This window comes from Streptomyces sp. NPDC060028, assembly GCF_042736725.1.
Taxonomy (GTDB): Bacteria; Actinomycetota; Actinomycetes; order Streptomycetales; family Streptomycetaceae; genus Streptomyces.
This window is the reverse complement of the sequence record NZ_JBHWVJ010000066.1, coordinates 6,935-28,099: the sequence shown is the minus strand read 5'-3', so window position 1 is coordinate 28,099 and position 21,165 is coordinate 6,935. Positions and strand designations below refer to the sequence as shown.

General features: G+C 72.1%; 23 protein-coding genes, 2 pseudogenes and 1 riboswitch. Of the genes and pseudogenes, 12 read left to right on the top strand and 13 right to left on the bottom strand.

Annotation, left to right across the window (positions count from 1 at the left end; translation table 11 throughout):
* Positions 1–23: 23 nt before the first annotated feature.
* The 4 genes from ACFWBF_RS27320 to ACFWBF_RS27305 form a co-directional block, all read right to left on the bottom strand.
* Entirely contained in the window at positions 24–1,283 is a 1,260-nt protein-coding gene (locus tag ACFWBF_RS27320) for a sensor histidine kinase (RefSeq protein ID WP_385606539.1), read from the bottom strand.
* Positions 1,284–1,297: 14 nt separating this feature from the next.
* The gene (locus ACFWBF_RS27315; protein ID WP_385606537.1) at positions 1,298–2,011 is read right to left on the bottom strand and encodes a hypothetical protein; all 714 of its coding nucleotides are present in this window, start codon (positions 2,009–2,011) and stop codon (positions 1,298–1,300) included.
* Between the two features lie 205 nt (positions 2,012–2,216).
* Entirely contained in the window at positions 2,217–4,199 is a 1,983-nt protein-coding gene (locus ACFWBF_RS27310) for an FUSC family protein (RefSeq protein ID WP_385606535.1), read from the bottom strand.
* Positions 4,200–4,314: 115 nt separating this feature from the next.
* Positions 4,315–5,142: a hypothetical protein gene (locus ACFWBF_RS27305; protein WP_385606534.1), complete on the bottom strand. Its 828-nt coding sequence runs from the start codon at positions 5,140–5,142 to the stop codon at positions 4,315–4,317.
* Positions 5,143–5,254: 112 nt separating this feature from the next.
* Between ACFWBF_RS27305 and ACFWBF_RS27300 the strand changes: the two genes are divergently transcribed.
* The 3 genes from ACFWBF_RS27300 to ACFWBF_RS27290 all read left to right on the top strand — a co-directional run bounded on the left by ACFWBF_RS27300 (position 5,255) and on the right by ACFWBF_RS27290 (position 6,719).
* Entirely contained in the window at positions 5,255–5,797 is a 543-nt protein-coding gene (locus ACFWBF_RS27300) for an RrF2 family transcriptional regulator (protein ID WP_385606555.1), read from the top strand.
* 53 nt (positions 5,798–5,850) lie between these two features.
* Positions 5,851–6,249 (top strand): RidA family protein, encoded by a 399-nt coding sequence (locus tag ACFWBF_RS27295; protein WP_385606533.1) that lies wholly within the window; start codon positions 5,851–5,853, stop codon positions 6,247–6,249.
* A 65-nt stretch (positions 6,250–6,314) separates the two neighbouring features.
* The gene (locus tag ACFWBF_RS27290) at positions 6,315–6,719 is read left to right on the top strand and encodes a hypothetical protein (protein WP_385606531.1); all 405 of its coding nucleotides are present in this window, start codon (positions 6,315–6,317) and stop codon (positions 6,717–6,719) included.
* Between the two features lie 190 nt (positions 6,720–6,909).
* Here ACFWBF_RS27290 and ACFWBF_RS27285 read toward each other — a convergent pair whose 3' ends face one another.
* The 6 genes from ACFWBF_RS27285 to ACFWBF_RS27260 all read right to left on the bottom strand — a co-directional run bounded on the left by ACFWBF_RS27285 (position 6,910) and on the right by ACFWBF_RS27260 (position 9,820).
* Complete coding sequence (locus ACFWBF_RS27285) at positions 6,910–7,083, bottom strand: hypothetical protein (RefSeq protein WP_385606529.1); 174 nt, start codon at positions 7,081–7,083, stop codon at positions 6,910–6,912.
* Between the two features lie 71 nt (positions 7,084–7,154).
* Positions 7,155–7,535 carry a hypothetical protein gene (locus ACFWBF_RS27280; RefSeq protein WP_385606527.1) on the bottom strand — a complete coding sequence of 127 codons (381 nt, stop codon included), beginning with the start codon at positions 7,533–7,535 and terminating at the stop codon, positions 7,155–7,157.
* Between the two features lie 162 nt (positions 7,536–7,697).
* The gene (locus ACFWBF_RS27275; RefSeq protein ID WP_385606525.1) at positions 7,698–8,300 is read right to left on the bottom strand and encodes a hypothetical protein; all 603 of its coding nucleotides are present in this window, start codon (positions 8,298–8,300) and stop codon (positions 7,698–7,700) included.
* 255 nt (positions 8,301–8,555) lie between these two features.
* Positions 8,556–8,801, bottom strand: a complete 246-nt coding sequence (locus tag ACFWBF_RS27270; protein WP_385606524.1) for a hypothetical protein — start codon at positions 8,799–8,801, stop codon at positions 8,556–8,558.
* A gap of 21 nt (positions 8,802–8,822) precedes the next feature.
* Positions 8,823–9,578 (bottom strand): CbtA family protein, encoded by a 756-nt coding sequence (locus ACFWBF_RS27265; RefSeq protein ID WP_385606522.1) that lies wholly within the window; start codon positions 9,576–9,578, stop codon positions 8,823–8,825.
* A gap of 29 nt (positions 9,579–9,607) precedes the next feature.
* The gene (locus tag ACFWBF_RS27260; RefSeq protein ID WP_385606521.1) at positions 9,608–9,820 is read right to left on the bottom strand and encodes a CbtB-domain containing protein; all 213 of its coding nucleotides are present in this window, start codon (positions 9,818–9,820) and stop codon (positions 9,608–9,610) included.
* 38 nt (positions 9,821–9,858) lie between these two features.
* Positions 9,859–9,977: riboswitch (cobalamin riboswitch) on the bottom strand.
* A gap of 33 nt (positions 9,978–10,010) precedes the next feature.
* On the opposite strand from ACFWBF_RS27260, the gene ACFWBF_RS27255 reads away from it, so the two are divergent.
* The gene (locus ACFWBF_RS27255; protein WP_385606519.1) at positions 10,011–10,487 is read left to right on the top strand and encodes a histidine phosphatase family protein; all 477 of its coding nucleotides are present in this window, start codon (positions 10,011–10,013) and stop codon (positions 10,485–10,487) included.
* Here ACFWBF_RS27255 and pucL read toward each other — a convergent pair.
* The 3 genes from pucL to ACFWBF_RS27240 all read right to left on the bottom strand — a co-directional run bounded on the left by pucL (position 10,484) and on the right by ACFWBF_RS27240 (position 13,863).
* Positions 10,484–11,401: a factor-independent urate hydroxylase gene (pucL, locus tag ACFWBF_RS27250; protein ID WP_385606517.1), complete on the bottom strand. Its 918-nt coding sequence runs from the start codon at positions 11,399–11,401 to the stop codon at positions 10,484–10,486. The genes ACFWBF_RS27255 and pucL overlap by 4 nt on opposite strands.
* Before the next feature lie 231 nt (positions 11,402–11,632).
* Positions 11,633–13,027 carry an aspartate aminotransferase family protein gene (locus tag ACFWBF_RS27245; RefSeq protein ID WP_385606515.1) on the bottom strand — a complete coding sequence of 465 codons (1,395 nt, stop codon included), beginning with the start codon at positions 13,025–13,027 and terminating at the stop codon, positions 11,633–11,635.
* 95 nt (positions 13,028–13,122) lie between these two features.
* A complete protein-coding gene (locus tag ACFWBF_RS27240; RefSeq protein ID WP_385606513.1) occupies positions 13,123–13,863 on the bottom strand; it encodes an SDR family NAD(P)-dependent oxidoreductase in 741 nt (246 codons plus the stop codon).
* 217 nt (positions 13,864–14,080) lie between these two features.
* Between ACFWBF_RS27240 and ACFWBF_RS27235 the strand changes: the two genes are divergently transcribed.
* From ACFWBF_RS27235 to ACFWBF_RS27200, 8 genes and pseudogenes are all read left to right on the top strand, one after another.
* Positions 14,081–14,203 carry a hypothetical protein gene (locus ACFWBF_RS27235; RefSeq protein WP_385232295.1) on the top strand — a complete coding sequence of 41 codons (123 nt, stop codon included), beginning with the start codon at positions 14,081–14,083 and terminating at the stop codon, positions 14,201–14,203.
* Positions 14,200–14,289 (top strand): K(+)-transporting ATPase subunit F, encoded by a 90-nt coding sequence (kdpF, locus tag ACFWBF_RS27230; RefSeq protein ID WP_385232292.1) that lies wholly within the window; start codon positions 14,200–14,202, stop codon positions 14,287–14,289. Before ACFWBF_RS27235 ends, kdpF begins: the two co-directional genes overlap by 4 nt.
* A gap of 5 nt (positions 14,290–14,294) precedes the next feature.
* Positions 14,295–15,959, top strand: coding sequence for a potassium-transporting ATPase subunit KdpA (gene kdpA / locus ACFWBF_RS27225; protein WP_385606511.1), 1,665 nt, complete (start codon positions 14,295–14,297; stop codon positions 15,957–15,959).
* Entirely contained in the window at positions 15,956–18,055 is a 2,100-nt protein-coding gene (kdpB, locus tag ACFWBF_RS27220; RefSeq protein WP_385606510.1) for a potassium-transporting ATPase subunit KdpB, read from the top strand. Before kdpA ends, kdpB begins: the two co-directional genes overlap by 4 nt.
* 6 nt (positions 18,056–18,061) lie before the next feature.
* Entirely contained in the window at positions 18,062–18,694 is a 633-nt protein-coding gene (kdpC, locus tag ACFWBF_RS27215; protein WP_385606508.1) for a potassium-transporting ATPase subunit KdpC, read from the top strand.
* 126 nt (positions 18,695–18,820) lie between these two features.
* Positions 18,821–19,123: pseudogene (locus ACFWBF_RS27210) on the top strand (hypothetical protein); the annotation flags it as partial.
* A gap of 256 nt (positions 19,124–19,379) precedes the next feature.
* A complete protein-coding gene (eccD, locus tag ACFWBF_RS27205) occupies positions 19,380–20,735 on the top strand; it encodes a type VII secretion integral membrane protein EccD (RefSeq protein WP_385606507.1) in 1,356 nt (451 codons plus the stop codon).
* 26 nt (positions 20,736–20,761) lie between these two features.
* A pseudogene (locus tag ACFWBF_RS27200) lies at positions 20,762–21,165 on the top strand (hypothetical protein); the annotation flags it as partial.

The following is a 21,165-nucleotide window of genomic DNA, read 5'->3' as shown; positions in this document are numbered from 1 at the left end:
GTGAAACATCGCCACGGGCCCGGTCAACTGCCCTCCGGCAGGCGCCCGACGGGCAGCCGGAGGGTGGTCACCGCGCCCCCGTCAGGGGCGTTGGAGAAGCCGATCGAGATCTCCAGCACCGCCGCCTGGCCGACCGCGATCGTCAGGCCGAGCCCGTGGCCGCGCCCACGTCCCGGGTCCCCGGTACGGAAGCGCCGGGGTCCCTGCTCTATCAGCTCGGGCGGGTAGCCGGGCCCGTGGTCGCGCACGGTCACCACCGGGCCGGCCACGCTCACCTCGATCGGCGGCTGCCCGTGCTTGTGGGCGTTGACCAGCAGGTTGGCCAGGATCCGGTCCAGTCGGCGCCGGTCGGTGAGCACCACCGCGTCGCGGACCACCCGTACCGTGGCGGCCAGCCGGGTGCCCGCCACGGCGCGCTCGACCGCCCGGCCGAGCTCCACACGGCTCACGTCGGCCTGTTCGACGCCCGAGTCCAGCCGGGAGATCTCCAGCAGGTCCTCGGTGAGCAGGTGCAGGGCCTTCAGCCGGTCGTTGATCATTTCCTTGGGGCGGCCCTCGGGCAGCAGGGCCGCCGCGGCCAGTGACCCCGTGAGCGGGGTGCGCAGCTCGTGCGCGACATCGGCCGTGAACCGCTTCTCCGCCTCCAGCCGGCCCTGGAGCGATGCGGCCATGGAGTCCAGTGCCTGCGCCACGTCCCGTACCTCGTCGCGGGAGCGGGCCGGCCGGCGGTCGTCCTCGTCCGCCGGGAAGCCGACCCGGGCGTCCAGGTCCCCGGCGCTGATCCGGCGGGCCACGGCAGCCGCGGTCCGCAGGCGGCGGCTGATCCGGTTGGCCAGGAAGAGGCCGGCCAGTGCCACCACGCCGGCGGCGAGCACCGAGGAGGCGAGGATCGCGGTGTCCATGTCGCGCAGCCGGGCGCGGGTGTTCTCGTACGGGAGCCAGACGGCGAGGGACCGGTGGTCGGCGGGGCCGGCCGCCCACATGACGGGCTTGCCGGCGTGTGTGCCGACCATGCTGCCGGTCAGCCCGCGGGAGACCAGGTCCCGCAGCGGCCCGGGCAGCTCGGGGGAGTCCATGGCGACGTTCACATCGCCGTGCGCGGTGCCGTACTGGTAGTGCCCGAGGGCGTGGTCGAGGTCGCGGTCCACGTCTTTGCGCACCTCGCCGACGATCTGCCGGGCGACCACGTTGTGCACGAGGATCCCCAGGGCCGCCGCGACGGCGCAGCACACGGCCGTGGTGGTCAGGGCGATCTTCCAGCGCAGACTGCTCGTCACCCGCATCGGCCGCCGCCTCCTCAGGCCGCGGGCCGGGTGCAGGGGGTGGAGCTGGTCTTGGTCCCGGAGCATTCGTCGAGGGTGAGCTGGGACAGGTTCATGATCCCGGCGTCCGGGTCCCACACGTAGTCGGAGACCGCGACGTACTTCGGGTTCGACGTCGGCTCGCGGACGGCCAGGTGCTCGGCGGCCACTTCGACGCCCTCCAGTACCGCGCTGCGGGACAGGATCCGGGCGATCGTCCCGTCGTCCCGGACGGTGTAGACGCGCAGTTCGCTCAGGCGGCCGTCGATGTCGAGGGCGGTGATCAGCTCGTCCTTGCCGTTGCCGGTGACGTCGTGCAGGACCGCGGGGCGCACCGGGCAGTCCGGGCCGCCGTCCACAGCCTGTGTACAGAGTGCGATGCGCTGGATGGCGCGGGGGTCCACGAGGCGTCCGGTGCCGCCGTCCTGGGTGGTGGCGGCGGTGACGTCGGCGCGTATGACGGCCACGGCGTCGACGCCCCGCATGCTCAGGTCCGTGACCTTGGGCAGCCCGGGGACGACGGCGGCCGTCCCCGGCTTCTGCCCCGGCTCGGGCGGGTCGGGCCGGATGTTCGTCCACAGGCTCTGCGGCGCGTGCACGGTTCCGAGATCCCCGTCGTTGCGCAGCCCTTCCACGTCCGCGCAGCCGCCTGTGGCCGCCAAGGCCGCCAGGATGGCGGCGAGGCCGGGCAGGGAGCGGGAGCTGGGCATGTACCGATGCTCCCCCGCCGTTCGGCCTCCGGCCCGGGAACAGGGCCGTGCGGGTGACCGGGTCCCGCCGCCCCGGGGCTCCGCCCGGCCCCGGTCACAGACCTGGGGCTCCGCCCCAGACCCCGCGCCTCAAACGCCGGCGAGGCTGAACAAGCCGGCGCGGGTCCCGGTGTGGTTGGCGCCGAGGGGCGGCGGAGGCGGTGCGTCACACCCCCGGATGGGCAATGGCCCGGGCTGCTGACACCTCTTGGCGGACCGGGGCCAGCACGCTGGACTCGTCGCCCTCCGTCGGTACGTCGACCCGTACCGGGGTCGGACTGCTGCGCACCCCGTCGGCCAGGGCGCGCAGCTGTCGCGTGACCGCGTCGACCTCTCCGGGTGCGGGCGCCGCGGCCCCGTGGTTGACCCGGACCCGCGCGGCGGTCGTCGCGTCCACGATCCGTTCGACGGCGACGACCAGCGGCCACCAGGCGGCGGCCCGCGCCCCCATCGGCGGCGGTTCGGTCAGGGCCCGCTGGAACTCGCTGCGCAGGCTCGACAGGTCCCGGTAGATCCGCCGCCGGGCCTGCAGCCGGGCGGTCCGCGCCGCCCCCGGCCCCGCCTCGGTCTCGGGGTGGCCGCCGAACGCCCGCTCCACGTACCGCGCGGCGTCGTCCACGGCGTCCGCGAGCCGGTCGCCGATGCGGGTGCGCCAGCTCTCGGGCCACAGCAGGTACCCCGCGACCAGGGTGATGGCACAACCGATCAGGCTGTCCAGCAGCCGGGGCCGGATCAGGTCGAAGCCCTGGTGGTTGAGGAGGTCCGAGAGCAGCAGGATCACCGGGGTGATCGCGGCGGTCTGGAAGGCGTACCCCTTGGCGGAGAAGGCGGGGATGAGCGCCGCGAGCACGACCATCACCGGTACGTCCCACCAGCCGCGCGGCACCTCGGCGAGTACGGCGGCGGCGATGACCAGCCCGCCCGCGGTGCCGAGCGCGCGCAGCACGGCGCGGGAGAAGACGGATCCGAAGTCGGGCTTGAGCACGAAGGTGACGGTGAGGGCGACCCAGTAGGAGCGCTCGATCTCCACCACCGAGACCAGCGTCTGCGCCAGCCCGATGCACAGCGCGAGCCGCAGCCCGTACCGCCAGGAGGCCGGGGACAGCATCATGTCGCGCACGGCCCGCCGGGCGCGGATCCGCAGCGCGGCGGGCCGGCCGAGCCGGTCGTCCACGTTGTACGGGTCCGGTTCGGCCAGCAGCACGATGGTCGCCGCGTGCCGCAGGGCCGCGTCGAGGGCCCGCTCGGACGGGACGTGCGGTTCGGGCAGGTCGAGTACGGGTGTGCCCGTGCGGCCCTCCTCGACGGCCGCCGCCAGTTCCCGTACGGCCGCCGGGATCTCCGGCGGCAGCGGTCTGCGGCGCAGGTGCGCGGCGGGAGCGGCCTCGACCAGCGGGATCAGCACGTTGAGCTGGGCCAGCAGCCGCACCAGCGAGGGGCTGCGCCCGTGCACCCGGGCCCGTCGGCCCAGGACGAGGTCGTAGGCCTGGTTCAGGGCGTGGGTGAGCTGCTGACGGCGCTCCTCGTACGCGGGTCCGCCCGCGGCCTCCAGGGTGTCGGCCAGTGCCCGGTAGCAGGCGGCGACGGCCGCCCGCTCCGGCTGCCGCCCGCGCAGCGGCCAGCCCAGCAGGGTCAGCAGGAGGACGAACAGGCCGCCCGCGCTGAGCAGCAGCGGCGCGGTCCACCAGGGCTCGGGCATCGGCAGCCCGGCCCCGACGACGGCGTAGAGCAGGAGCAGCAGCCCGGACACGGAGGCGACCGTGCCGATCGAGGAGATCATCCCGGAGACCAGGGCGATCAGGGTGAGCAGGCCGACGGCGAGCCAGCCGTGCCCGAACACGAGGGTGCCCAGTGCCACGCCGACGGCTCCCACGAGCTGCGGGACGGCGATGTTGAGGATCCGCATCCGGTAGGCGTCGGCGGTGTCGCCGATGACCCCGGACAGGGCGCCCATGGACACGAGCGCGCCGTACTCGGGTTCGTCGAGGGCGAAGCCGACGGCGAGCGGGGCGGCCATCGCGATGCCCGCGCGTGCCACGGCCGCCCAGGGGATGGGCGCGGAACTCGGCCGCAGCCCGTTGAGCAGCCAGGCGGGTGGTGCCAGCGGATTGCTCCGGGCTCGCCCGGACGGTATCTGTTCGGTGCTCATTCCGCTTCCGTGCCGCCACTTGCGAATCGGGTCTGCGCTCTTGTGTCTTGTCTGTGTTCGTCTGGGCCGTCTGGGTCGTGTGTTCTCGTCTGCGTCCTTTCTGTCCCTTCCGAGCTTATGGGGTGCGGCGCAGGCGGCCCGTCAGCCAGGCGGCGAGCGCGGCGGCCAGCCCGATCGCGAGCACCACCCAGGCGGTGGTGCGCAGGAAGGCGGTGAGCGCGTCGTAGACCGCTTCGGCCGCGGGCCGGTCGACGTCGGCCGGGAGGTCGTCCAGGGTCAGGCGCCGGCACACCCCCACGGCGAGCCACAACAGGCCCGCCCCGACGGCCAGTCCGAGCCCGGTGGCGATCACGGCGCGGCGCCGGTGGACCGCCAGCGCGATGGCGGCCGCGGCCAGCACCAGGGTCAGGACGGGGAGCCAGATGCCGGCGATCTGCAGCATGCGGAAGCCCTTCCGGAGCGCGCCGAGATTGTCGTACTCCATGACCTTCACCGAGATGTGGGTCACGGGGATGCGGTCGGCAAGAGGTACCCCGTCCTCGACGAGCACCCCTTTGACCTGCTCGATCACGGGTGCGAGGTCGATGGTGACGGCGTCCCCGTGGCCGGTGGTGAGCGCTTGGAGGAAGGCGGCGTGCGTGGCACGGTTCGCGGCGTCCCAGGCGGTCCGGTAGGCGGGGGTGCCGACGAAGGAGTGCAGGGCCTCGCCGAGCAGGGCGTCGACACCGCCCTGGAAGGGGCCGGCGTCGATCTGCCCGGACAGGCCGCGGGCCGCCTGGGTGACGACGACCCCCTGTACGGCCGGGTTCCCGGCGAGCGGCGACATGGCGGCCGTGTACCGGTCGGCGCTGCCCAGCTCGTGGTCGGCCCAGTACGCGACGGCGCTCGCGGGCACGAGGAGGGCCACGAGCCCGATGAGTACCGCCGAGAGAAAGGTGCGCACGTCACCAGGGAAAGCCGGTCGGCCGCCCGATGCGCGCGTTGCTGCTGCGGGCGGGTGGCGTGTCGGCTCTTGCGGCTCAGTAATCTGGACATCTAATATCCAGATTATGAAGATGAGCGAAGGCGTGGAGTGGGCGCTGCACAGCTGCGTCAATCTGGCCTGGAGCGGGCCCGAGCGGGCCGTCTCGGCGGCGCGGCTGGCCGCGTGGCACGACCTGCCCGCCACCTACCTCAACAAACAGCTCCAGGCGCTGGCCCGGGCGGGAATCCTCACCTCCACCCCCGGGCCGCGGGGCGGCTTCCGGCTGGCCCGCCCGCTGTCCGCCATCACGCTCATGGACGTGGTCGCCGCCATCGAGGGGACAGAGGAGGCCTTCCGGTGCGCGGAGATCCGCCGCCGGGGCCCCGGCGCGGGGCCCGCCGCCGCGAACCCCGTCGAATCCGTCGATGCCGACTCCGGCACGTCCGGCACCTCCGGCAACTCCGCCGACTCCGCCGACTCCGCCGACTGCGCCATCGCGCATGCCATGGCCCGAGCCGATCTGGCCTGGCGCCGCGCCCTCGCCGAGCAGGACCTCGACGGGATCCGGCGGCAGGCCGAGCGGCAGGCCCCCGAGGCCCCGGCACGGCTCCGCGCCTGGCTGGAGGCCCGGTGACCACGGCCGACCCGCCCACCGCCGCCCCACACCACCGACCGAGGAGCCAGACGATGACGCGCAGCATCACCAACCCGGCAGGACTCCACGACCCCACCGGCCACGGCTACGGCCATGCCGTCTCCGCGCCCGGCGTGCAGGTCTTCATAGCCGGCCAGTACGGCAGCGACGCCAGCGGCCACGTCGTCTCCGAGGACTTCGCGGACCAGGTCGGGCAGGCCTTCGCCAACCTCCGCACCGCCCTGGCGGCCGTCGGCCTCGGTCCCGCCGACGTGGTCCGCATCGGGACGTACGTCGTCGGGCACGACGAACGGAAACTGGAGATCCTCCTGGACCACCTGCATGCCACCTGGGGCACCGAACTGCCCGCCCAGACCCTGATCGGCGTGGCCGCGCTGGCCCTGCCGGGCATGTTGTTCGAGGTGGACGCGGTGGCCGTACGCGGGGCCTGAGGCGTGATCCACTTGCCGGTCGGGGACAGCGGGTGTGCCCTGATGGTGGAAGAGAGGAGCCCGTCATGGCACATGCGGCACCCACCGCCCCCAGGCGGCACCGGCAGATGGCGGACACGAAGCACCTGAGCAAGAGCGAGATGGCGCTCCCCCTGCTCCTCGGACTCGTCTACGGCGTCTACGCCGCCTTCATGAAGCGCCAGACGGGCCCGGTCGACGCGGGCAACGTCTTCTACGGAATCCTGTGCGGCGCGCTCTTCGCCGCCTGCCTGTTCGCCCTGGCCCGCATCGGGCCCAGGCTGAAGCGCGAGCAGCACGCCGCGGCGTACGGAGCCTTCGCCGGGGTCGCCTTCGGCTACCTCTACAGCCTCGCCGACCACAGCGTGCTGCGCTCCGTCGGCATCGCCCTCGCGATCGCCGCGGGTGTCGGCCTGGCGGCCTTCTACCGCTATTACACGCGGGAGGACTAGGGGAGGACCGGCGGACCAGCCCGTACTTTCGGCCTGGTCACCCCGTACGAAAGCCTGAGGCGGGCGGGTGCCCGCACGGCCGAGACTGATGGCGGCGCCGGTTCCCGTGCCCGTGGTCGAACCTCACCTGACCACTCTCCGTTGCCGAGGCGCGGGAACCGGTGCCTCCCCATGTCCGGGGGAGCGGCTGCTAGGCGGCCGGGTCGGCCGCGGGAGAGGTCTGCTGCGGTTCGCCCTCGGATTCGACGGCCACGGCCGCGGCGGTGGCGCTCTCGGCGGACTGCCGGACCGGGGCGGGCGGGGAGAAGCGGGCCGCCTCCGCGCGGAGCATGGCGTTCAGGGCGGCGTAGGGGTCGATGGGCATGACGGAACCTCACGGGTGTTCGAGGGGTGTGGGGGATGCTGCTGCCAGGGCGTGTTCACACGCCCCACCGCTCAGCAGCGCAGCACCACACTCCGCGCCGTCCGCGGGGACGCCGCCGGCGCGGCCGCCCCCGTCGCGTAGGGGCCCGCGCACCGGGCCCCACCCGGCTCCGGCCCGGGATGTTTCACGTGAAACACCGGCCGCTGCGGGCGCCCTACGCCCGGGGTCCCGCGTACGGCCGGCCGCGCGGCGAGACGGACCTCGGGGTCCCCGGCCGGATCGGACTGGCCCTCGGTGGGCTCGGCGGGCGCCGAGTGCGCGGGGCGGGACTCGATTCCCGTCGAGGCCGCGACCGCCGAGGCCGGACCGGCGCCGAAGGCGCACAGCAGCACGACGCAGACCACCGTCAGGGCCCTGGCCAGTGCCATCCGCGTCCGTCGCGTCCCGCTCATGCGGGGGGTCTGCCCCGACATGCCGGGCGGCTCCCCGCAAGGACCGCAGAAGCCCCCGACCGGCGGACGAAGACAGCCCGCACGGCTGACAACCGCGACAACGGCAGGCATCAACAGCCGGCGGCAACGGCAGGCGTCAACGGCCGGTGTCAACAGCCGGGGTCAACGGAGGTTTCGGCGCTGCCCCGTCAGCCGGGCCAGGACGGCGGTCTCGCCACTGACCAGCCGCAGTTGGGCCCGGCCCGCCGGCTGCCCGTGCCCGGGGATGCCGCCGGGCGAGACCCGGTACACGGTGAACACGGCCGTACGCCGGTCCGCGCGCGGGACCTCGACCGTCGCCCCGCGGCGCAGCTCGGCCAGGCGCGGGAAGTCCCCGCTGACCACGGCGGTACCCGCCGCACCGGGAGCGGGCTCGCCCGTGTCCCAGGCGGCGCCCTCCTGGGACACCGACCCCGCGTCCTCGCCGGTGAGCGGCACGTCCACCCGCAGGGCCGGGATCACCAGCCGCAGCGGGCGGGCGGGCCGGAGGGGCCCGATGCCCGCCCGCACGGGCCGCCGGGCCCCGTTGCCGGGGGAGTGTCCGCCGGAGTGCTCCAACTGCTGGACCAGCCGGCGGGGGCCGGACAGGCCCAGCGCCCGGGACGGCAGTGCGTCACCGGCGGTCGCCGCGGCCGGCTTCGCACCCTCGGTGCCGCGCAACACCCCCATGCCGGCGAACAGCAGACCCGCCGTCAGCACGCCGACGACCCACTTGGCGCGGGGCATGGAATTCCCTTCTGGTCCGGCTCGGGCGGCCGGGTCCTGAGAGCAGTGGACTCCCCCGAGGGCCCCTGCACCTCGTGGAACACGAGGGACTGACGGCGCGTCACGGTTGTCCCGTGCCGGGATCCGGATGTCTTCGCAGATGGCGGCCGGTGAGTCGGCCGCGGAGCGGGCCGTGGAAGTCGTGCGCCCGAAAGGGTGAGAACGTCAAGTGCGGGCCTCGGGGGCGCCGCGGCAACGCCCTGAAGGAGCCCGGCCTCAGACCACCACCAACGCCGCGGCCGCCGCGCCCATGAGCGCGGCGGCCGTGTGGACTGCCGGGTGGCCGTAGTCACCGAACCAGAGATGGCGGGCCAGCCCGCCGACGGCGGCCAGAGCCGTGATGATGCCGATCTGGGCGAGCAGGGTGACAGCGGTGAAGGGGGCCAGGAGCAGGAGTAACGAGTTCAGCCAGAACGGGACGGCGCCCGTCCAGCCTCGCCATTCCTTGATCGCCGTCGGCATTCGCTACCGGCCCTTCCTTCGTCAACTCGCGGGCTGCACAGCCTCCTTGGGTGCGGGGGCCGGCACAAGGGCCCGTTCGGCTAGAAAACCGAAGGCGAGGCCGAAAGTCGTCCACATCGCGGCCTGGATGCCCAGGGACGCGAGGCGGAAGCTCCAGACCAGCGCGGCCGGGAAGTCCTCCGGGACCTCGTTGATGCCGGGCAGGAGGGCGTACGCGACGGCGATCGCCGCCACGAAGGCGAGCGAGGCGACCACCGTGGCGTTCCAGTTCCCGAGTTTCGGCGCGAGGCGCCGGCCCAGGATCAGCGCGGCCGAGGCGAGCAGCACGCTCAGGGCGATCATCAGCACGAACAGCGTGGTCCGCCGGACGACCGTGTCGGGGTCGCCGACGGCCGGCGGGTTGGCCGGGTACTTGAGGAACGGGACCAGGTTGACGGTGAGGAACAGGCCGCCGGAGACCAGCAGGGCCGTGGCCCGCGGGCCGAAGCGGCCGATGCGGCCGAGGGCGTAGCAGAAGACGAGCGCGGCGATGCCGCCGATGGCCACGCCGTAGAGCAGGGTGCCGGTGCCGAGCCCGGCCGTGGCCTGGAGGGTCCGGCTGACCGGGCCCTCCTCGGCGTGGTCGTGCGCGGCGTGGGCGCCGGCTTCCTCGATGGCGATGGCCGCGTCGACCTTGGCCTCACCCAGCAGGTACGCGACGAGGAAGGCCGCGACGCCGGCCAGCAGGCCGGCGAGCATGCCCCGGACGAGCAGGACGCGGGGGGATACAGGGTTCACGGTGCGTTCTTTCCTTGCCGGGGTGGAGATCAGTGGCAGGGGAAGCCGAGCAGGTGACGGCCGTCGTGCATCCACTCGTGGATGGTGTCGCCCTCGAAGATCGCGGTGGCGCCCTGCTCGGCGCCGACGAGGTACAGCAGGACCAGCATGAGGACCCCGGCGAACAGGGCCCAGGGGGCGAGCGCGGAGAGAGAGATGGGGGCGACGGCAGGAGCCGTCGTCGGCACGGCGGGGTGGGCCATGGCAGGTACCTCCAGAGGGAACACGCGTCCCGGTCAGTGGTGCTCGCGACGACGGCGGCGGGTCTGACTCGCCTCCCCTGCGGGGAGTGCTCACAGTGGCGCGACCGTGCCGGATTCCCACCGGTGCTTCCGTCGTACCGTCGTCATGTAGTTATGTCGTCCGAGACCGTACCGCGCTTACGCTCCCTTAATGAACCCCTCATTGGTACGAGTTCACCTGGTCACCCCGGCCCTCGACGGGGAGATGCGGCAGCCCCGCTTCGGCCATGGCGGCCCGTACGGCCTGGAAACCGGCCGGTGGGCGGGGCGCACCCTGGACGAAGTGGCCGCCGAGGACCCGGCCGCGGTGCGGAGCTGGCTGACGGACCCCGCGTTCGCCCCGCCCGGCGGGGAGTCCGTCGAGGCGCTCGTCGCCCGCGCCGGGAGCTGGCTGGCCGGCCTGGAGCCCGGCACCCACCGGGTCACCGCCGACCAGGCCTTCGCCAGGGCGGCCGTCGTGGCCGCCCTGGAGCTGCCGGCGCAGGCCTTCTGGCGACTGGACGTACGCCCGGACTCGCAGACGAGCCTCACGGGCCGCTCCGGCCGCTGGAACCTCCTGGTGGGACAGCCCGGTGCAGGGCCCGGACCCGGACCCGGACCCGGCCGTGACGACCGGCAGCGCGCCTAGGCCACGATCCAGTCGGAGGTCGCGATCACCGGCTGCACGCCGTCACGGTGGACGGTGCCCTCGATCAGGCCGTACATCCGGTCCGCCGCGAAGTAGACCTCGTTGTCGTTCTTGAGGCCGAAGGGCTCCAGGTCGACGAGGAAGTGGTGCTTGTTGGGAAGGTTGAGCCGGACTTCGTTGACCTTGGGGCAGTTGTCGAGCACCCGCTCGGCCATCTGGTTCAGCGTCTGCTGCAGCGAGTACGAGTACGTCTCCGCGAAGGCTTCCAGCATGTTCTTGCGGACCTTCTTGTACGACTGGTCCCAGTCGTACGAGGCGTCGTCGGCGGCCAGCGCCGAGTGCGCCCAGCGCGCGGTGACCTTGGTCGCCAGGATGCGGTCGTACGCCTCCTGGAGGGTCGTGTACTTGTCCTTGATGTAGCCGTGGAACTCGGAGTTGGTCGAGTTCATCACCGTCAGGTCCTTCAGACCCGAGATGACCTGCAGGCCCGTCGTCTCGCTGTAGGTGATCTGCGCGGTGCGCACCTCCTGGCCCTTGCGGACGAAGGAGTGCTGCTCCTTGCGCGTCGGGACCGGGATGCGGTCCCAGACGTACTCCTCGATGCGGATCTGGGCCTCGCGGATCGGCTCCTGGGAGGATACGAAGTGCTTGGCGAGCAGGATGCCGAAGGCCTCGGGGGAGTCGATGCCGTGCTCCTTGCCGAAGGCGTACACCGTGTTCTTGGTGGTGTCGGTCGGCAGGCAGTTGGCGTTGTCGCCGGTCAGGTGGACGTCGCGGAACTCGCCGCGGAGCGCGACGGACACGTTGAGGTCGCGGATCTCGTGCCAGGAACCGTCGCCGCCCTTGCGGGTGACCTTGACGATGCGGTTCTCGGCCTTGCCGTACTGGTTCTGGGCGAGGACGTGCTTGCTCATGGGATGACTTCTTTCGGGTACACGGAGTCCGGCCGACTGGATCCCGTACGCCCGGCGTCCAGCGGTCAGCCCGCTCCCCGCCGTTCGGTCACGGAGGACCGCCCCGGGACTGACATGCATCCCGGTCCGTAGGTGCTTTCTCGGATTCCAGCACGTTCCCGCGCCGTTCGGAATGGCGCGGATCCTCCGAGAGCCGCACCCACGGATTGGGCGACCGTATGTCCGTACAGGTCAGGTGGTGTGCGCGTCGGCGACCGACAGGGCCTCGTCGAGGATCGCCAGGCCCTTGGCCACGTCCTCGGGGGAGATGTTGCACGGCGGGGCGAGGTGGATGCGGTTCCCGGCGAGCAGCGGCCACAGGCCGCCCTTCTTCAGGGCCGCCCCGAACTCCGCCATGGGCGCGTTGTCGGCGCCCGCCGCGTTGTACGGGACCAGCGGCTCGCGGGTGGCCTCGTCCCGTACGAGCTCCAGGGCCCAGAAGGTGCCGAGCCCCCGGACCTCGCCGACCGACGGGTGCCGTTCGGCGAGCGCGCGCAGGCCCGGGCCCAGCAGTTCGGTGTCGGTACGGGCGGACTGCTCGACGATGCCCTCCTCGACCATGACGCCCACCGTGGCGACCGCGGCCGCGCAGGCCAGCACGTGCCCGGAGTACGTCAGCCCGCCCGGGTAGGGGCGCCGGGCGAAGGTCTCGGCGACGGCGGCCGAGATGGCGACGCCGCCGAGCGGGACGTATCCGCTCGTGATGCCCTTGGCGAAGCAGAGCAGGTCGGGGGTGATGCCCCAGTGGTCGGCGGCGAACCAGGCGCCGGTGCGGCCGAAGCCGACCATGACCTCGTCGAGGATGAACAGGATGCCGAAGCGGTCGCAGAGCTCGCGCACGCCGGCGAGGTAGCCGTCCGGGTGGACCAGCACGCCCGGGGCGCCGCCGACGGTCTCCAGGATGATCGCGGCGATGGACTGCGGGCCCTCGAAGACGATGGTGTCCTCGAGGTGGCGCAGGCCCCGCTCGCACTCCTCGGCCTCGGTGGTGGCGTAGAAGGGCGATCGGTAGGCGAACGGCCCCCAGAAGTGCACGACGCCGGCGGTCGCGGTGTCGTTGCCGAAGCGGCGGGCGTCACCGGTGAGGTTGATCGCGGTGGAGGTGGCGCCGTGGTACGAGCGGTAGGCGGAGAGCACCTTGGGCCGGCCGGTGTGCAGCCGGGCCATGCGGACGGCGTTCTCGACGGCCTCGGCGCCGCCGTTGGTGAAGAAGATCTTGTCGAGGTCGCCGGGGGTGCGCTCGGCGATCAGCCGGGCCGCCTCGGAGCGCACGTCGACGGCGAAGCCGGGCGCGACGGTGCACAGTTTGGCCGCCTGCTCCTGGATGGCCGCGGTGACCTTGGGGTGCTGGTAGCCGATGTTGGTGTAGACGAGGGCGCTGGAGAAGTCGAGGTAGCGGTTGCCGTCGTAGTCCCAGAAGTACGAGCCCTCGGCGCCGGCGACGGCGAGCGGGTCGATGAGCTCCTGGGCCGACCAGGAATGGAAGACGTGGTTGCGGTCGGCTTCTTTCACGGTCGCCTTCACGGTCGCCTTCACGGCTGCGTTCCTGGCTGCGTTGGCTGAGTTCGCGGCGGCTTCTGCGTTCATGCGCCGAGGGTGGTTGTCCGGCATGTGGCTTCCTCTATGGTCCCTCTGTATCGGTCCGGGGCGGTCCGGGTGCTCCGGGGCGGTCCGGGGCGTGGTCAGACGACGTGCCGGCCGCCGTCGACGGTGAGTACGTCGCCGGTCGTGTACGCGGCGTTGACCAGGTAGAGCGTGGCCTCGGCGACGTCCTGCGGGGTGCCCACCCGGCGCAGCGGGGTGTTCTGCTCGATCCAGTCCCGGGAGTTCTCCCAGACCTGCCCGGCGTCCTCGTACCAGGGGGTGTCGATCAGGCCGGGCGCGATGGCGTTGACGCGGATCGCGGGTCCCAGCTGCGAGGCCAGCAGGCGGGTCATGTGGTTCACCGCCGCCTTGCTCACGGCGTAGGGGACGGAGCTGCCGAGGGCGCGGGTCGCGGAGACCGAGGAGATGTTGACCACCGAGGCGGCCCCGGACGCGCTCAGGTGGGGTGCGGCGGCGGTGATCATCTGCCAGGTGCCGATGACGTTGACGTCGAAGATCTCGCGCCAGGCGTCGGCGTCCGCCGCCGCCAGGTCGTCCAGCGGGATGAACCGGGTGACGCCCGCGTTGTTGACCAGGATGTCGAGCCGCCCGAAGGCGTCGACCGCGCTCTGTACGACGCGCCGGGCGTCCGCCGCGTCGGCGATGCTGCCCTGCACGTAGACGGCGCCGGGCAGTTCGGCGGCCAGTGCCTTGCCGGCGCTCTCGCTGCGGGCCGAGTTCAGGACGACGCGGATGCCTTCGCGGGCCAGGCGGCGGGCGATGGACGCGCCGATGCCGGAGGAGGAGCCGGTGATCAGGGCGACGCGACTCTCGGTCATTGCATTCCTCCTGGGGCCTGCGGGGCGGGTTCCGGGTGTGCCGGAGCATAACCCGAGTGTCGTATCGCGGAAGTGAATTTCCGCTATATGGAATCGAACCTTCGCAGGCGCCCGGCCCGGGCGGGCCGCCCGTCAGGGAGTCGTCAAGGCCGCCCCGCGGGGCGTATGAGGCCCGTCAAGGGGCGCGGGGAGGCACCGAAAAGGCGTTCCACTCGGAGTGTCCGAAAAACACCCTCGCACCCACCGGGAGCTCACGATGGCCGACCTGGCCTTCGTCGTCACCACGATCGCGGTCTTCGCGCTGGTGGCACTCGTCGCCAAGGGGGTGACCAGGCTGTGAGCGTCGAAAACATCGTCGGTCTGCTGGTCGCCGTTTCCCTGCTGGGCTATCTCGTCCTGGCTCTCGTGTTCCCGGAGAGGTTCTAGCCCCGATGAGTCCCGTTCTTGCCGGGGTGCTCCAGCTGCTGGCGCTCGTCGCCGCACTGGCCCTCGCCTACCGCCCGCTGGGCGAGTACATGGCCCGCGTCTACACCTCGAAGCGGCACCGCGCCCCCGAGAAGTGGATCTACAAGGCCATCGGCGCCAACCCGGACGCCGAGATGCGCTGGCCCGCCTACCTGCGCTCGATCCTCGCCTTCTCGGCGGTGAGCGTCCTGTTCCTCTACCTGCTCCAGCGCCTCCAGGGCCAGCTGCCCGGCTCGCTCGGTTTCGCCGCCATCAAGCCGGACCAGGCCTTCAACACGGCCGCCTCCTTCGTGGCGAACACGAACTGGCAGTCGTACGCCGGTGAGCAGGCCATGGGTCACGTCGTACAGACGGGCGGCCTGGCGGTGCAGAACTTCCTGTCCGCGGCCGTCGGCATGGCCGTCGCCGTCGCTCTCGTACGGGGCTTCGCGCGCTCGCGCACCGGTGAACTCGGCAATTTCTGGGCGGACCTGGTGCGCGGCACGGTCCGGATCCTTCTCCCGCTGTCGGTGGTCGGCGCGGTGGTGCTGGTCGCGTGCGGGGTCATCCAGAACTTCTCCGGCATCCACGGGGTCGGCCAGTTCATGGGCGGTTCGCAGCAGTGGAACGGCGGGGCGGTGGCCTCGCAGGAGGTCATCAAGGAACTCGGCACCAACGGCGGCGGTTACTTCAACGCCAACTCAGCCCACCCCTTCGAGAACCCCTCCCCCTTCTCGAACCTCTTCGAGATCTTCCTGATCCTGCTGATCCCGCTCGCGCTGACCCGCACCTTCGGCCGCATGGTCGGCAGCGTCAAGCAGGGTTACGCGATCCTCGCGACGATGGTGACCATCTGGCTCGGTTTCACCGCGCTGATGATGTGGACGGAGTTCGCCCACCACGGTCCGGCGCTCCAGGCCGCGGGCGGTGCGATGGAGGGCAAGGAGACCCGCTTCGGGATCGGCGCGTCCGCGATCTTCTCGGTCGCCACCACGCTGACCTCGACCGGTGCGGTCAACTCCTTCCACTCCTCCTACACGGGACTGGGCGGCGGGATCCAGCTGCTGGGCATGCAGTTGGGCGAGATCGCGCCCGGCGGTGTCGGATCCGGCCTCTACGGCATGCTGATCATGGCGATCATCGCCGTCTTCATCGCCGGTCTGATGGTCGGGCGCACGCCCGAGTACCTGGGGAAGAAGATCGGCACCCGCGAGATCAAGTTCGCGGCCTGCTACATCCTCGTCACCCCGGCGCTCGTCCTCGGCTTCACGGCCGTCGCGATGGCGCTGCCCACCCCCGTCCACTCGATGGCCAACGGCGGCGCGCACGGCTTCACCGAGGTCCTCTACGCCTACACCTCGGCCGGCAACAACAACGGCTCGGCCTTCGGCGGGCTCAACGCCGACACCCAGTGGTTCAACACGACCACCGGGCTGGCCATGCTGCTGGGCCGCTTCCTGCCCATGGTCTTCGTCCTCGCGCTGGCCGGCTCGCTCGCCGAACAGCAGCCCGTCCCCGCCACCGCGGGCACCCTGCGCACCGAGAAGCCGCTGTTCACGTTCCTGCTCGTCGGCACGATCCTCATCGTCACGGGCCTCACCTACTTCCCCGCCCTCGCGCTGGGTCCGCTTGCCGAAGGGCTGGCCTCATGAGCACCATCACTCCCACCCGCGCTCCGCACGAGGACGCGCCGTCCGACCACAAGCCCGAACAGGGCCGGGTCGGCGGGGGATTGTTCGACCCGAAGCAGCTGGTCACGTCCTTCCCGGACGCGGTGCGCAAGCTCGACCCGCGGATCATGGTCAAGTCCCCGGTCATGTTCGTGGTCCTGATCGGCTCCGTACTGACCACCGCGCTGGCGATGGCCGACCCCGGCAACCTCTTCGGCTGGGCGATCGCCGTCTGGCTGTGGCTGACGACGATCTTCGCGAACCTCGCGGAGGCCGTCGCCGAGGGCCGTGGCAAGGCGCAGGCGGACACGTTGCGCAAGGCCAAGACGGACACGGTCGCCCGCCGGCTGGCCGGCGCCGTGGAGGAGCAGGTGCCGGGCACGGAGCTGCGTATCGGCGACCTGGTGGTCTGCGAGGCGGGCGACGTCATTCCCGGTGACGGGGATGTCGTCGAGGGCGTGGCCTCGGTGGACGAGTCGGCGATCACGGGCGAATCGGCGCCGGTGATCCGGGAGTCGGGCGGTGACCGCAGCGCCGTCACGGGCGGTACGAAGGTGCTGTCGGACCGGATCGTCGTCAAGATCACGACGAAGCCGGGCGAGACCTTCATCGACCGCATGATCAACCTGGTCGAGGGGGCGGCCCGGCAGAAGACCCCCAACGAGATCGCGCTGAACATCCTGCTCGCCTCGCTCACGATCGTCTTCCTGCTGGCCGTGGTCACCCTGCAGCCCTTCGCGATCTACGCGGGCGCCGAGCAGTCGATGATCGTGCTGGTCGCGCTGCTGGTCTGCCTGATCCCGACGACGATCGGGGCGCTGCTCTCCGCGATCGGCATCGCGGGCATGGACCGCCTGGTCCAGCGCAACGTGCTGGCCATGTCCGGGCGCGCCGTCGAGGCGGCGGGCGATGTGTCGACGCTGCTCCTGGACAAGACCGGCACCATCACCCTCGGCAACCGCCAGGCCGCCGAGTTCGTGCCGGTCAAGGGCGCGACCGCGGCCGAACTCGCGGACGCCGCGCAGCTCTCCTCCCTGGCCGACGAGACCCCCGAGGGCCGCTCCATCGTGGTCCTCGCGAAGGAGAAGTACGGTCTGCGTGAACGCCACCAGGGCGAGCTGACCGGAGCCGACTGGATCCCCTTCACCGCGCAGACCCGTATGTCCGGCGTGGACGTGGACGGCCGCAAGGTCCGCAAGGGCGCCGCCTCCGCGATCACGGCATGGGTCGGCGAGCAGGGCGGCACCCTCGCCGCCGACGCGAGTGAGAAGGTCGACGCCATCTCGGCGGCCGGCGGTACGCCGCTCCTCGTCGCCCGGGAGGACGAGAACGGCGCCCGCGTCCTGGGTGTCATCCACCTCAAGGACGTGGTCAAGGAGGGCATGCGCGAGCGGTTCGAGGAGCTGCGCCGCATGGGCATCAAGACCGTCATGATCACCGGCGACAACCCGCTGACCGCGAAGGCCATCGCCGAGGAAGCGGGTGTCGACGACTTCCTCGCGGAGGCCACTCCCGAGGACAAGATGGCCCTCATCAAGCGGGAGCAGGCGGGCGGCAAGCTCGTCGCGATGACGGGCGACGGCACCAACGACGCCCCCGCCCTCGCCCAGGCCGACGTCGGGGTGGCCATGAACACCGGGACCTCGGCCGCCAAGGAGGCCGGGAACATGGTGGACCTGGACTCCAACCCGACCAAGCTCATCGAGATCGTCGAGATCGGCAAGCAGCTCCTGATCACCCGGGGCGCGCTGACGACCTTCTCCATCGCCAACGACGTCGCCAAGTACTTCGCGATCATCCCGGCGATGTTCGCCGTGGCCTACCCGGGCCTGGACAAGCTCAACGTCATGGGCCTGCACTCGCCCCAGTCCGCGATCCTCTCCGCGGTCATCTTCAACGCGCTGATCATCATCGCCCTGGTGCCGCTGGCCCTGAAGGGCGTCCGCTACCGGCCCACCAGCGCCGACAAGATGCTGCGCCGCAACCTCGGCCTCTACGGACTCGGCGGCCTGATCGCCCCGTTCATCGGCATCAAGCTCATCGACCTGCTCGTCTCCCTCATCCCCGGAATCGGCTGATCCGCCATGAACTCTGTATCCAGCACCGTACGTCTGATCGGTGCCGGCCTGCGGGCCCTGCTGGTCATGACGGTCATCTGCGGCGTGCTCTACCCGCTCGCCGTCACCGGGATCGCCCAGGCCGCCTTCAACGACAAGGCCAACGGCTCCGAGATCAAGGACGGGAGCGGCCGGGTCGTCGGCTCCTCCCTCATCGGCCAGTCGTACGGGGACGACCTGCGCTGGTTCCAGGGCCGCCCGGCCGCCGGACTCGGGGCGAACAGCATCAACACCCGGTACGAGCTGCTGCTCTCCGGCGCCACCAACAAGGCCGCGGACAACCCCGACCTGCTGAAGTCCGTGAACGAGGCCAAGGCGAAGGTGCTCGCCGACAACACCGTCCCCGGCTACACCCCGCAGGAGGCGCAGATCCCCGCCGAAGCCGTCACCTCCTCCGGCTCCGGCCTGGACCCGCACATCTCCCCGCGGTACGCCGGGATCCAGGTGCACCGGGTCGCCGAGCGCAACCACCTCGACGTCGAGCAGGTCGAGAAGCTGGTCAAGGACCACACCGACGGCCGCACCCTCGGCTTCATGGGCGAGCCCCGGGTCAACGTCCTGGAGCTCAACACCGCCCTGGAGGCCTTGGCCGCCAAGTAGCGCGGGCGCCCGGCCCGCTGCCCCACTCGTACGCAATGGCGACCGCCTCTTACCGTGCCCTTATCCTGGGTTCCACTGCCCGCTCGCCGACGCCTTGTGTTGCAGGGGCAAAGTAGGGGGAATTGGATGGCAAGGGACTACGACAGCCAGCTCCTGGAGTCGGTCGCCGTACGTCGGCGCCGGATGCGGGACGCCCTGCTCTTCGGCGCGCAGCGGGCCCGGCGCACGGCCGACGAGCGGCTCGCGAAGGTCTTCGCGGGAATAGCCATCGCGGCCGTGCTCTGCGCGGGGTGCGTCGGCTGGTCGTTCCTCCAGACGACCCTGGCGAAGCAGAAGGCCGAGCAGAAGCAGCAACAGGAGCGCCAGTCCCAGCAGTACGCGCCGCCCGCGCAGCCGACGCCGTCCGGTCAGTCCGGTCAGTCCGGTCAGCCCGGTCAGTCCGTGGCCCCGCAGTCGGGCAAGGCGTCGGGCAAGCCCTCGACCGGTTCGCCGGCCTCCCCCAAGGCGTCGAAGTCCGCCTCCCCGAAGCCGCCGAAGTCGAGCCAGTCGCCCAAGCCCGGCGATCCGACGAATTCGGCCAAACCGTGAATGTTCACAGGGGGAGTGGGGCGGGGAGCAAGCCGGCCACAGCGCTCTGTCCTGTATGCCCGATTGTTCCCAATGCCGCGATGATAGGTTCCCGTAAGTGGTGAGCACAGCAACGACTTCCCGGGCGCAACTGAGCCGGGTGACCCTGGTCGGCGAGCGACGCCGGGCCGACATCGTCCTGCCCTCGGACACTCCGATCGGACAACTGCTCCCAGACATACTGCAGTTGCTGGACGACCGGGCCGCATCGCGTCCGATGACCCGGCAGTTGATCACGTCCGACGGCTCCGCCCTGCCCCACGACAGCACCCTCTTCTCGGCCGGGGTCGCCGACGGCGCCGTGCTGCGCCTCGTGCGGACGCACTCCGCGCCGCCCGCGCCCGTCGTCCACGACGTCACCGACCTGGTGGCCGACGACCTCGACCTCCAGGCCTGGCGCTGGCGCCCCGTCGCCCGACGGGCCAGCGCGGGCGTGGCGACCATCGGCCTCGCGCTGACCGCGGCCGTGCTCGCCCGCCGCGAGTTCGCACTCGAGTCCCTGGTCGGCGCGCTCGCCGCCGTCACGCTCGTCCTGCTGGCCGCCGGCGCGCTCACCTCGAAGATCGGGCAGGGCAACCGGGGCCTGGCCACCGCGCTGCTCCTCGCCGGCGGCGGACTGGGCCTGCTCACCGCGTGGACCGCCGCCGACGCGTACGCCTGGCCGGGCGCGGCCCGGCTCGCCGCCGTCGCGGGCTCCCTGATCCTCTCGCTGCTCCTGCTCGGCTACTTCTCGCCGCTCGGCAAGGGCGGCCTGCTCGGCGCCGCGGGCGTCGGCGCGATCACCGCCGTGTGGGAGGCCGTCGCCGCCGTCCAGGACGAACCGGCGCGGATCGGCGCCGTCATGGTCGTCTTCTCCGTCGTCCTGCTCGGCATGCTGCCGCGACTCGCGCTGATGGCCTCCGGGCTCACCGCGCTCGACGACCGCCGCTCGGGCGGCACGTCCGTCAGCCGCCACGAGGTCGGCAACGCGCTGGCCGCCACGCACCGCGGCCTCGCGCTCGCCACGATCGCCACCGCCGCCTCCGCGGCGGGCGCCGGCTGGCTGCTCACGCTCGCCGACAAGCCGAGCGTGTGGACGGTGGCGCTGCCCGCGCTCACCGCCGTGGTCCTGCTGTCGAGGGCGCGGGCCTTCCCGCTCGTCGCCGAGGTGGTGGCACTGTTCGCCGCCGCGGCCTTCCTCCTCGTACGGCTCGTCGTGCTGTGGATGCAGCACGCCGGGGGCGTCGGTCCGCTGGCGCTGCTGTGCGGGGCCGCGGTACTGCCGCTGGCCGTGCTGGCGGTGCAGCCGCCGGACCACGTACAGGTCCGGCTGCGGCGCATGGCAGACCTGGTCGAATCCATCGGGATGGTGGGGCTCTTCCCGCTCGCCCTCGGTGTGTTCGGCGTGTACGGGCAGCTGCTCAACAAATTCTGACTCGGCAGGGTGGAGAAGAGGCAGACATGCCGAACAGAGACGACAACTGGCAGGGCGACGTGCTGCGAGACCTGAGGTCCGGCGCGGCGCAGCCCGCGGCTGAGCCCGAACAGCCCGAGCCCCCGCAGGGCTACGGCTACCCGCCGCCCCAGCAGCAGGCGTACCCGCAGGCCGAGGGCCCGCACGGGTACGGCTCCCCGCAGCAGCAGTACCCGCAGCCCGACCCGCAGGCGTACCCCCAGGGACAGCCGGCGCAGCCGCAGGGCCACGGCCACCCCCAGGGCCAGGCGCCTCAGGCGGCCGCCCCGCAGGGGTACGGGTACCCGCAGCCGCAGCCGCAGCCGCAGGCATACCCGCAGGCATACCCGCAGGCCCAGGCCCAGGCCCAGGCCCAGGCCCAGGCCCAGGCCCAGGCCCAGGCCCAGGCCCA

Bases quoted from the DNA above. Each gene is read 5' to 3' on its own strand.
- ACFWBF_RS27280 (WP_385606527.1), bottom strand. From the start codon at position 7,535: ATGAGCGGGACGCGACGGACGCGGATGGCACTGGCCAGGGCCCTGACG.
- pucL (WP_385606517.1), bottom strand. From the start codon at position 11,401: ATGAGCAAGCACGTCCTCGCCCAGAACCAGTACGGCAAGGCCGAGAAC.
- kdpC (WP_385606508.1), top strand. From the start codon at position 18,062: ATGAACTCTGTATCCAGCACCGTACGTCTGATCGGTGCCGGCCTGCGG.
- ACFWBF_RS27245 (WP_385606515.1), bottom strand. From the start codon at position 13,027: ATGAACGCAGAAGCCGCCGCGAACTCAGCCAACGCAGCCAGGAACGCA.
- ACFWBF_RS27275 (WP_385606525.1), bottom strand. From the start codon at position 8,300: ATGCCCCGCGCCAAGTGGGTCGTCGGCGTGCTGACGGCGGGTCTGCTG.
- kdpA (WP_385606511.1), top strand. From the start codon at position 14,295: ATGAGTCCCGTTCTTGCCGGGGTGCTCCAGCTGCTGGCGCTCGTCGCC.
- ACFWBF_RS27240 (WP_385606513.1), bottom strand. From the start codon at position 13,863: ATGACCGAGAGTCGCGTCGCCCTGATCACCGGCTCCTCCTCCGGCATC.
- kdpB (WP_385606510.1), top strand. From the start codon at position 15,956: ATGAGCACCATCACTCCCACCCGCGCTCCGCACGAGGACGCGCCGTCC.
- ACFWBF_RS27290 (WP_385606531.1), top strand. From the start codon at position 6,315: ATGGCACATGCGGCACCCACCGCCCCCAGGCGGCACCGGCAGATGGCG.
- ACFWBF_RS27315 (WP_385606537.1), bottom strand. From the start codon at position 2,011: ATGCCCAGCTCCCGCTCCCTGCCCGGCCTCGCCGCCATCCTGGCGGCC.
- ACFWBF_RS27295 (WP_385606533.1), top strand. From the start codon at position 5,851: ATGACGCGCAGCATCACCAACCCGGCAGGACTCCACGACCCCACCGGC.
- ACFWBF_RS27260 (WP_385606521.1), bottom strand. From the start codon at position 9,820: ATGGCCCACCCCGCCGTGCCGACGACGGCTCCTGCCGTCGCCCCCATC.
- ACFWBF_RS27270 (WP_385606524.1), bottom strand. From the start codon at position 8,801: ATGCCGACGGCGATCAAGGAATGGCGAGGCTGGACGGGCGCCGTCCCG.
- ACFWBF_RS27310 (WP_385606535.1), bottom strand. From the start codon at position 4,199: ATGAGCACCGAACAGATACCGTCCGGGCGAGCCCGGAGCAATCCGCTG.
- ACFWBF_RS27320 (WP_385606539.1), bottom strand. From the start codon at position 1,283: ATGCGGGTGACGAGCAGTCTGCGCTGGAAGATCGCCCTGACCACCACG.
- ACFWBF_RS27300 (WP_385606555.1), top strand. From the start codon at position 5,255: ATGAGCGAAGGCGTGGAGTGGGCGCTGCACAGCTGCGTCAATCTGGCC.
- ACFWBF_RS27255 (WP_385606519.1), top strand. From the start codon at position 10,011: ATGAACCCCTCATTGGTACGAGTTCACCTGGTCACCCCGGCCCTCGAC.
- ACFWBF_RS27285 (WP_385606529.1), bottom strand. From the start codon at position 7,083: ATGCCCATCGACCCCTACGCCGCCCTGAACGCCATGCTCCGCGCGGAG.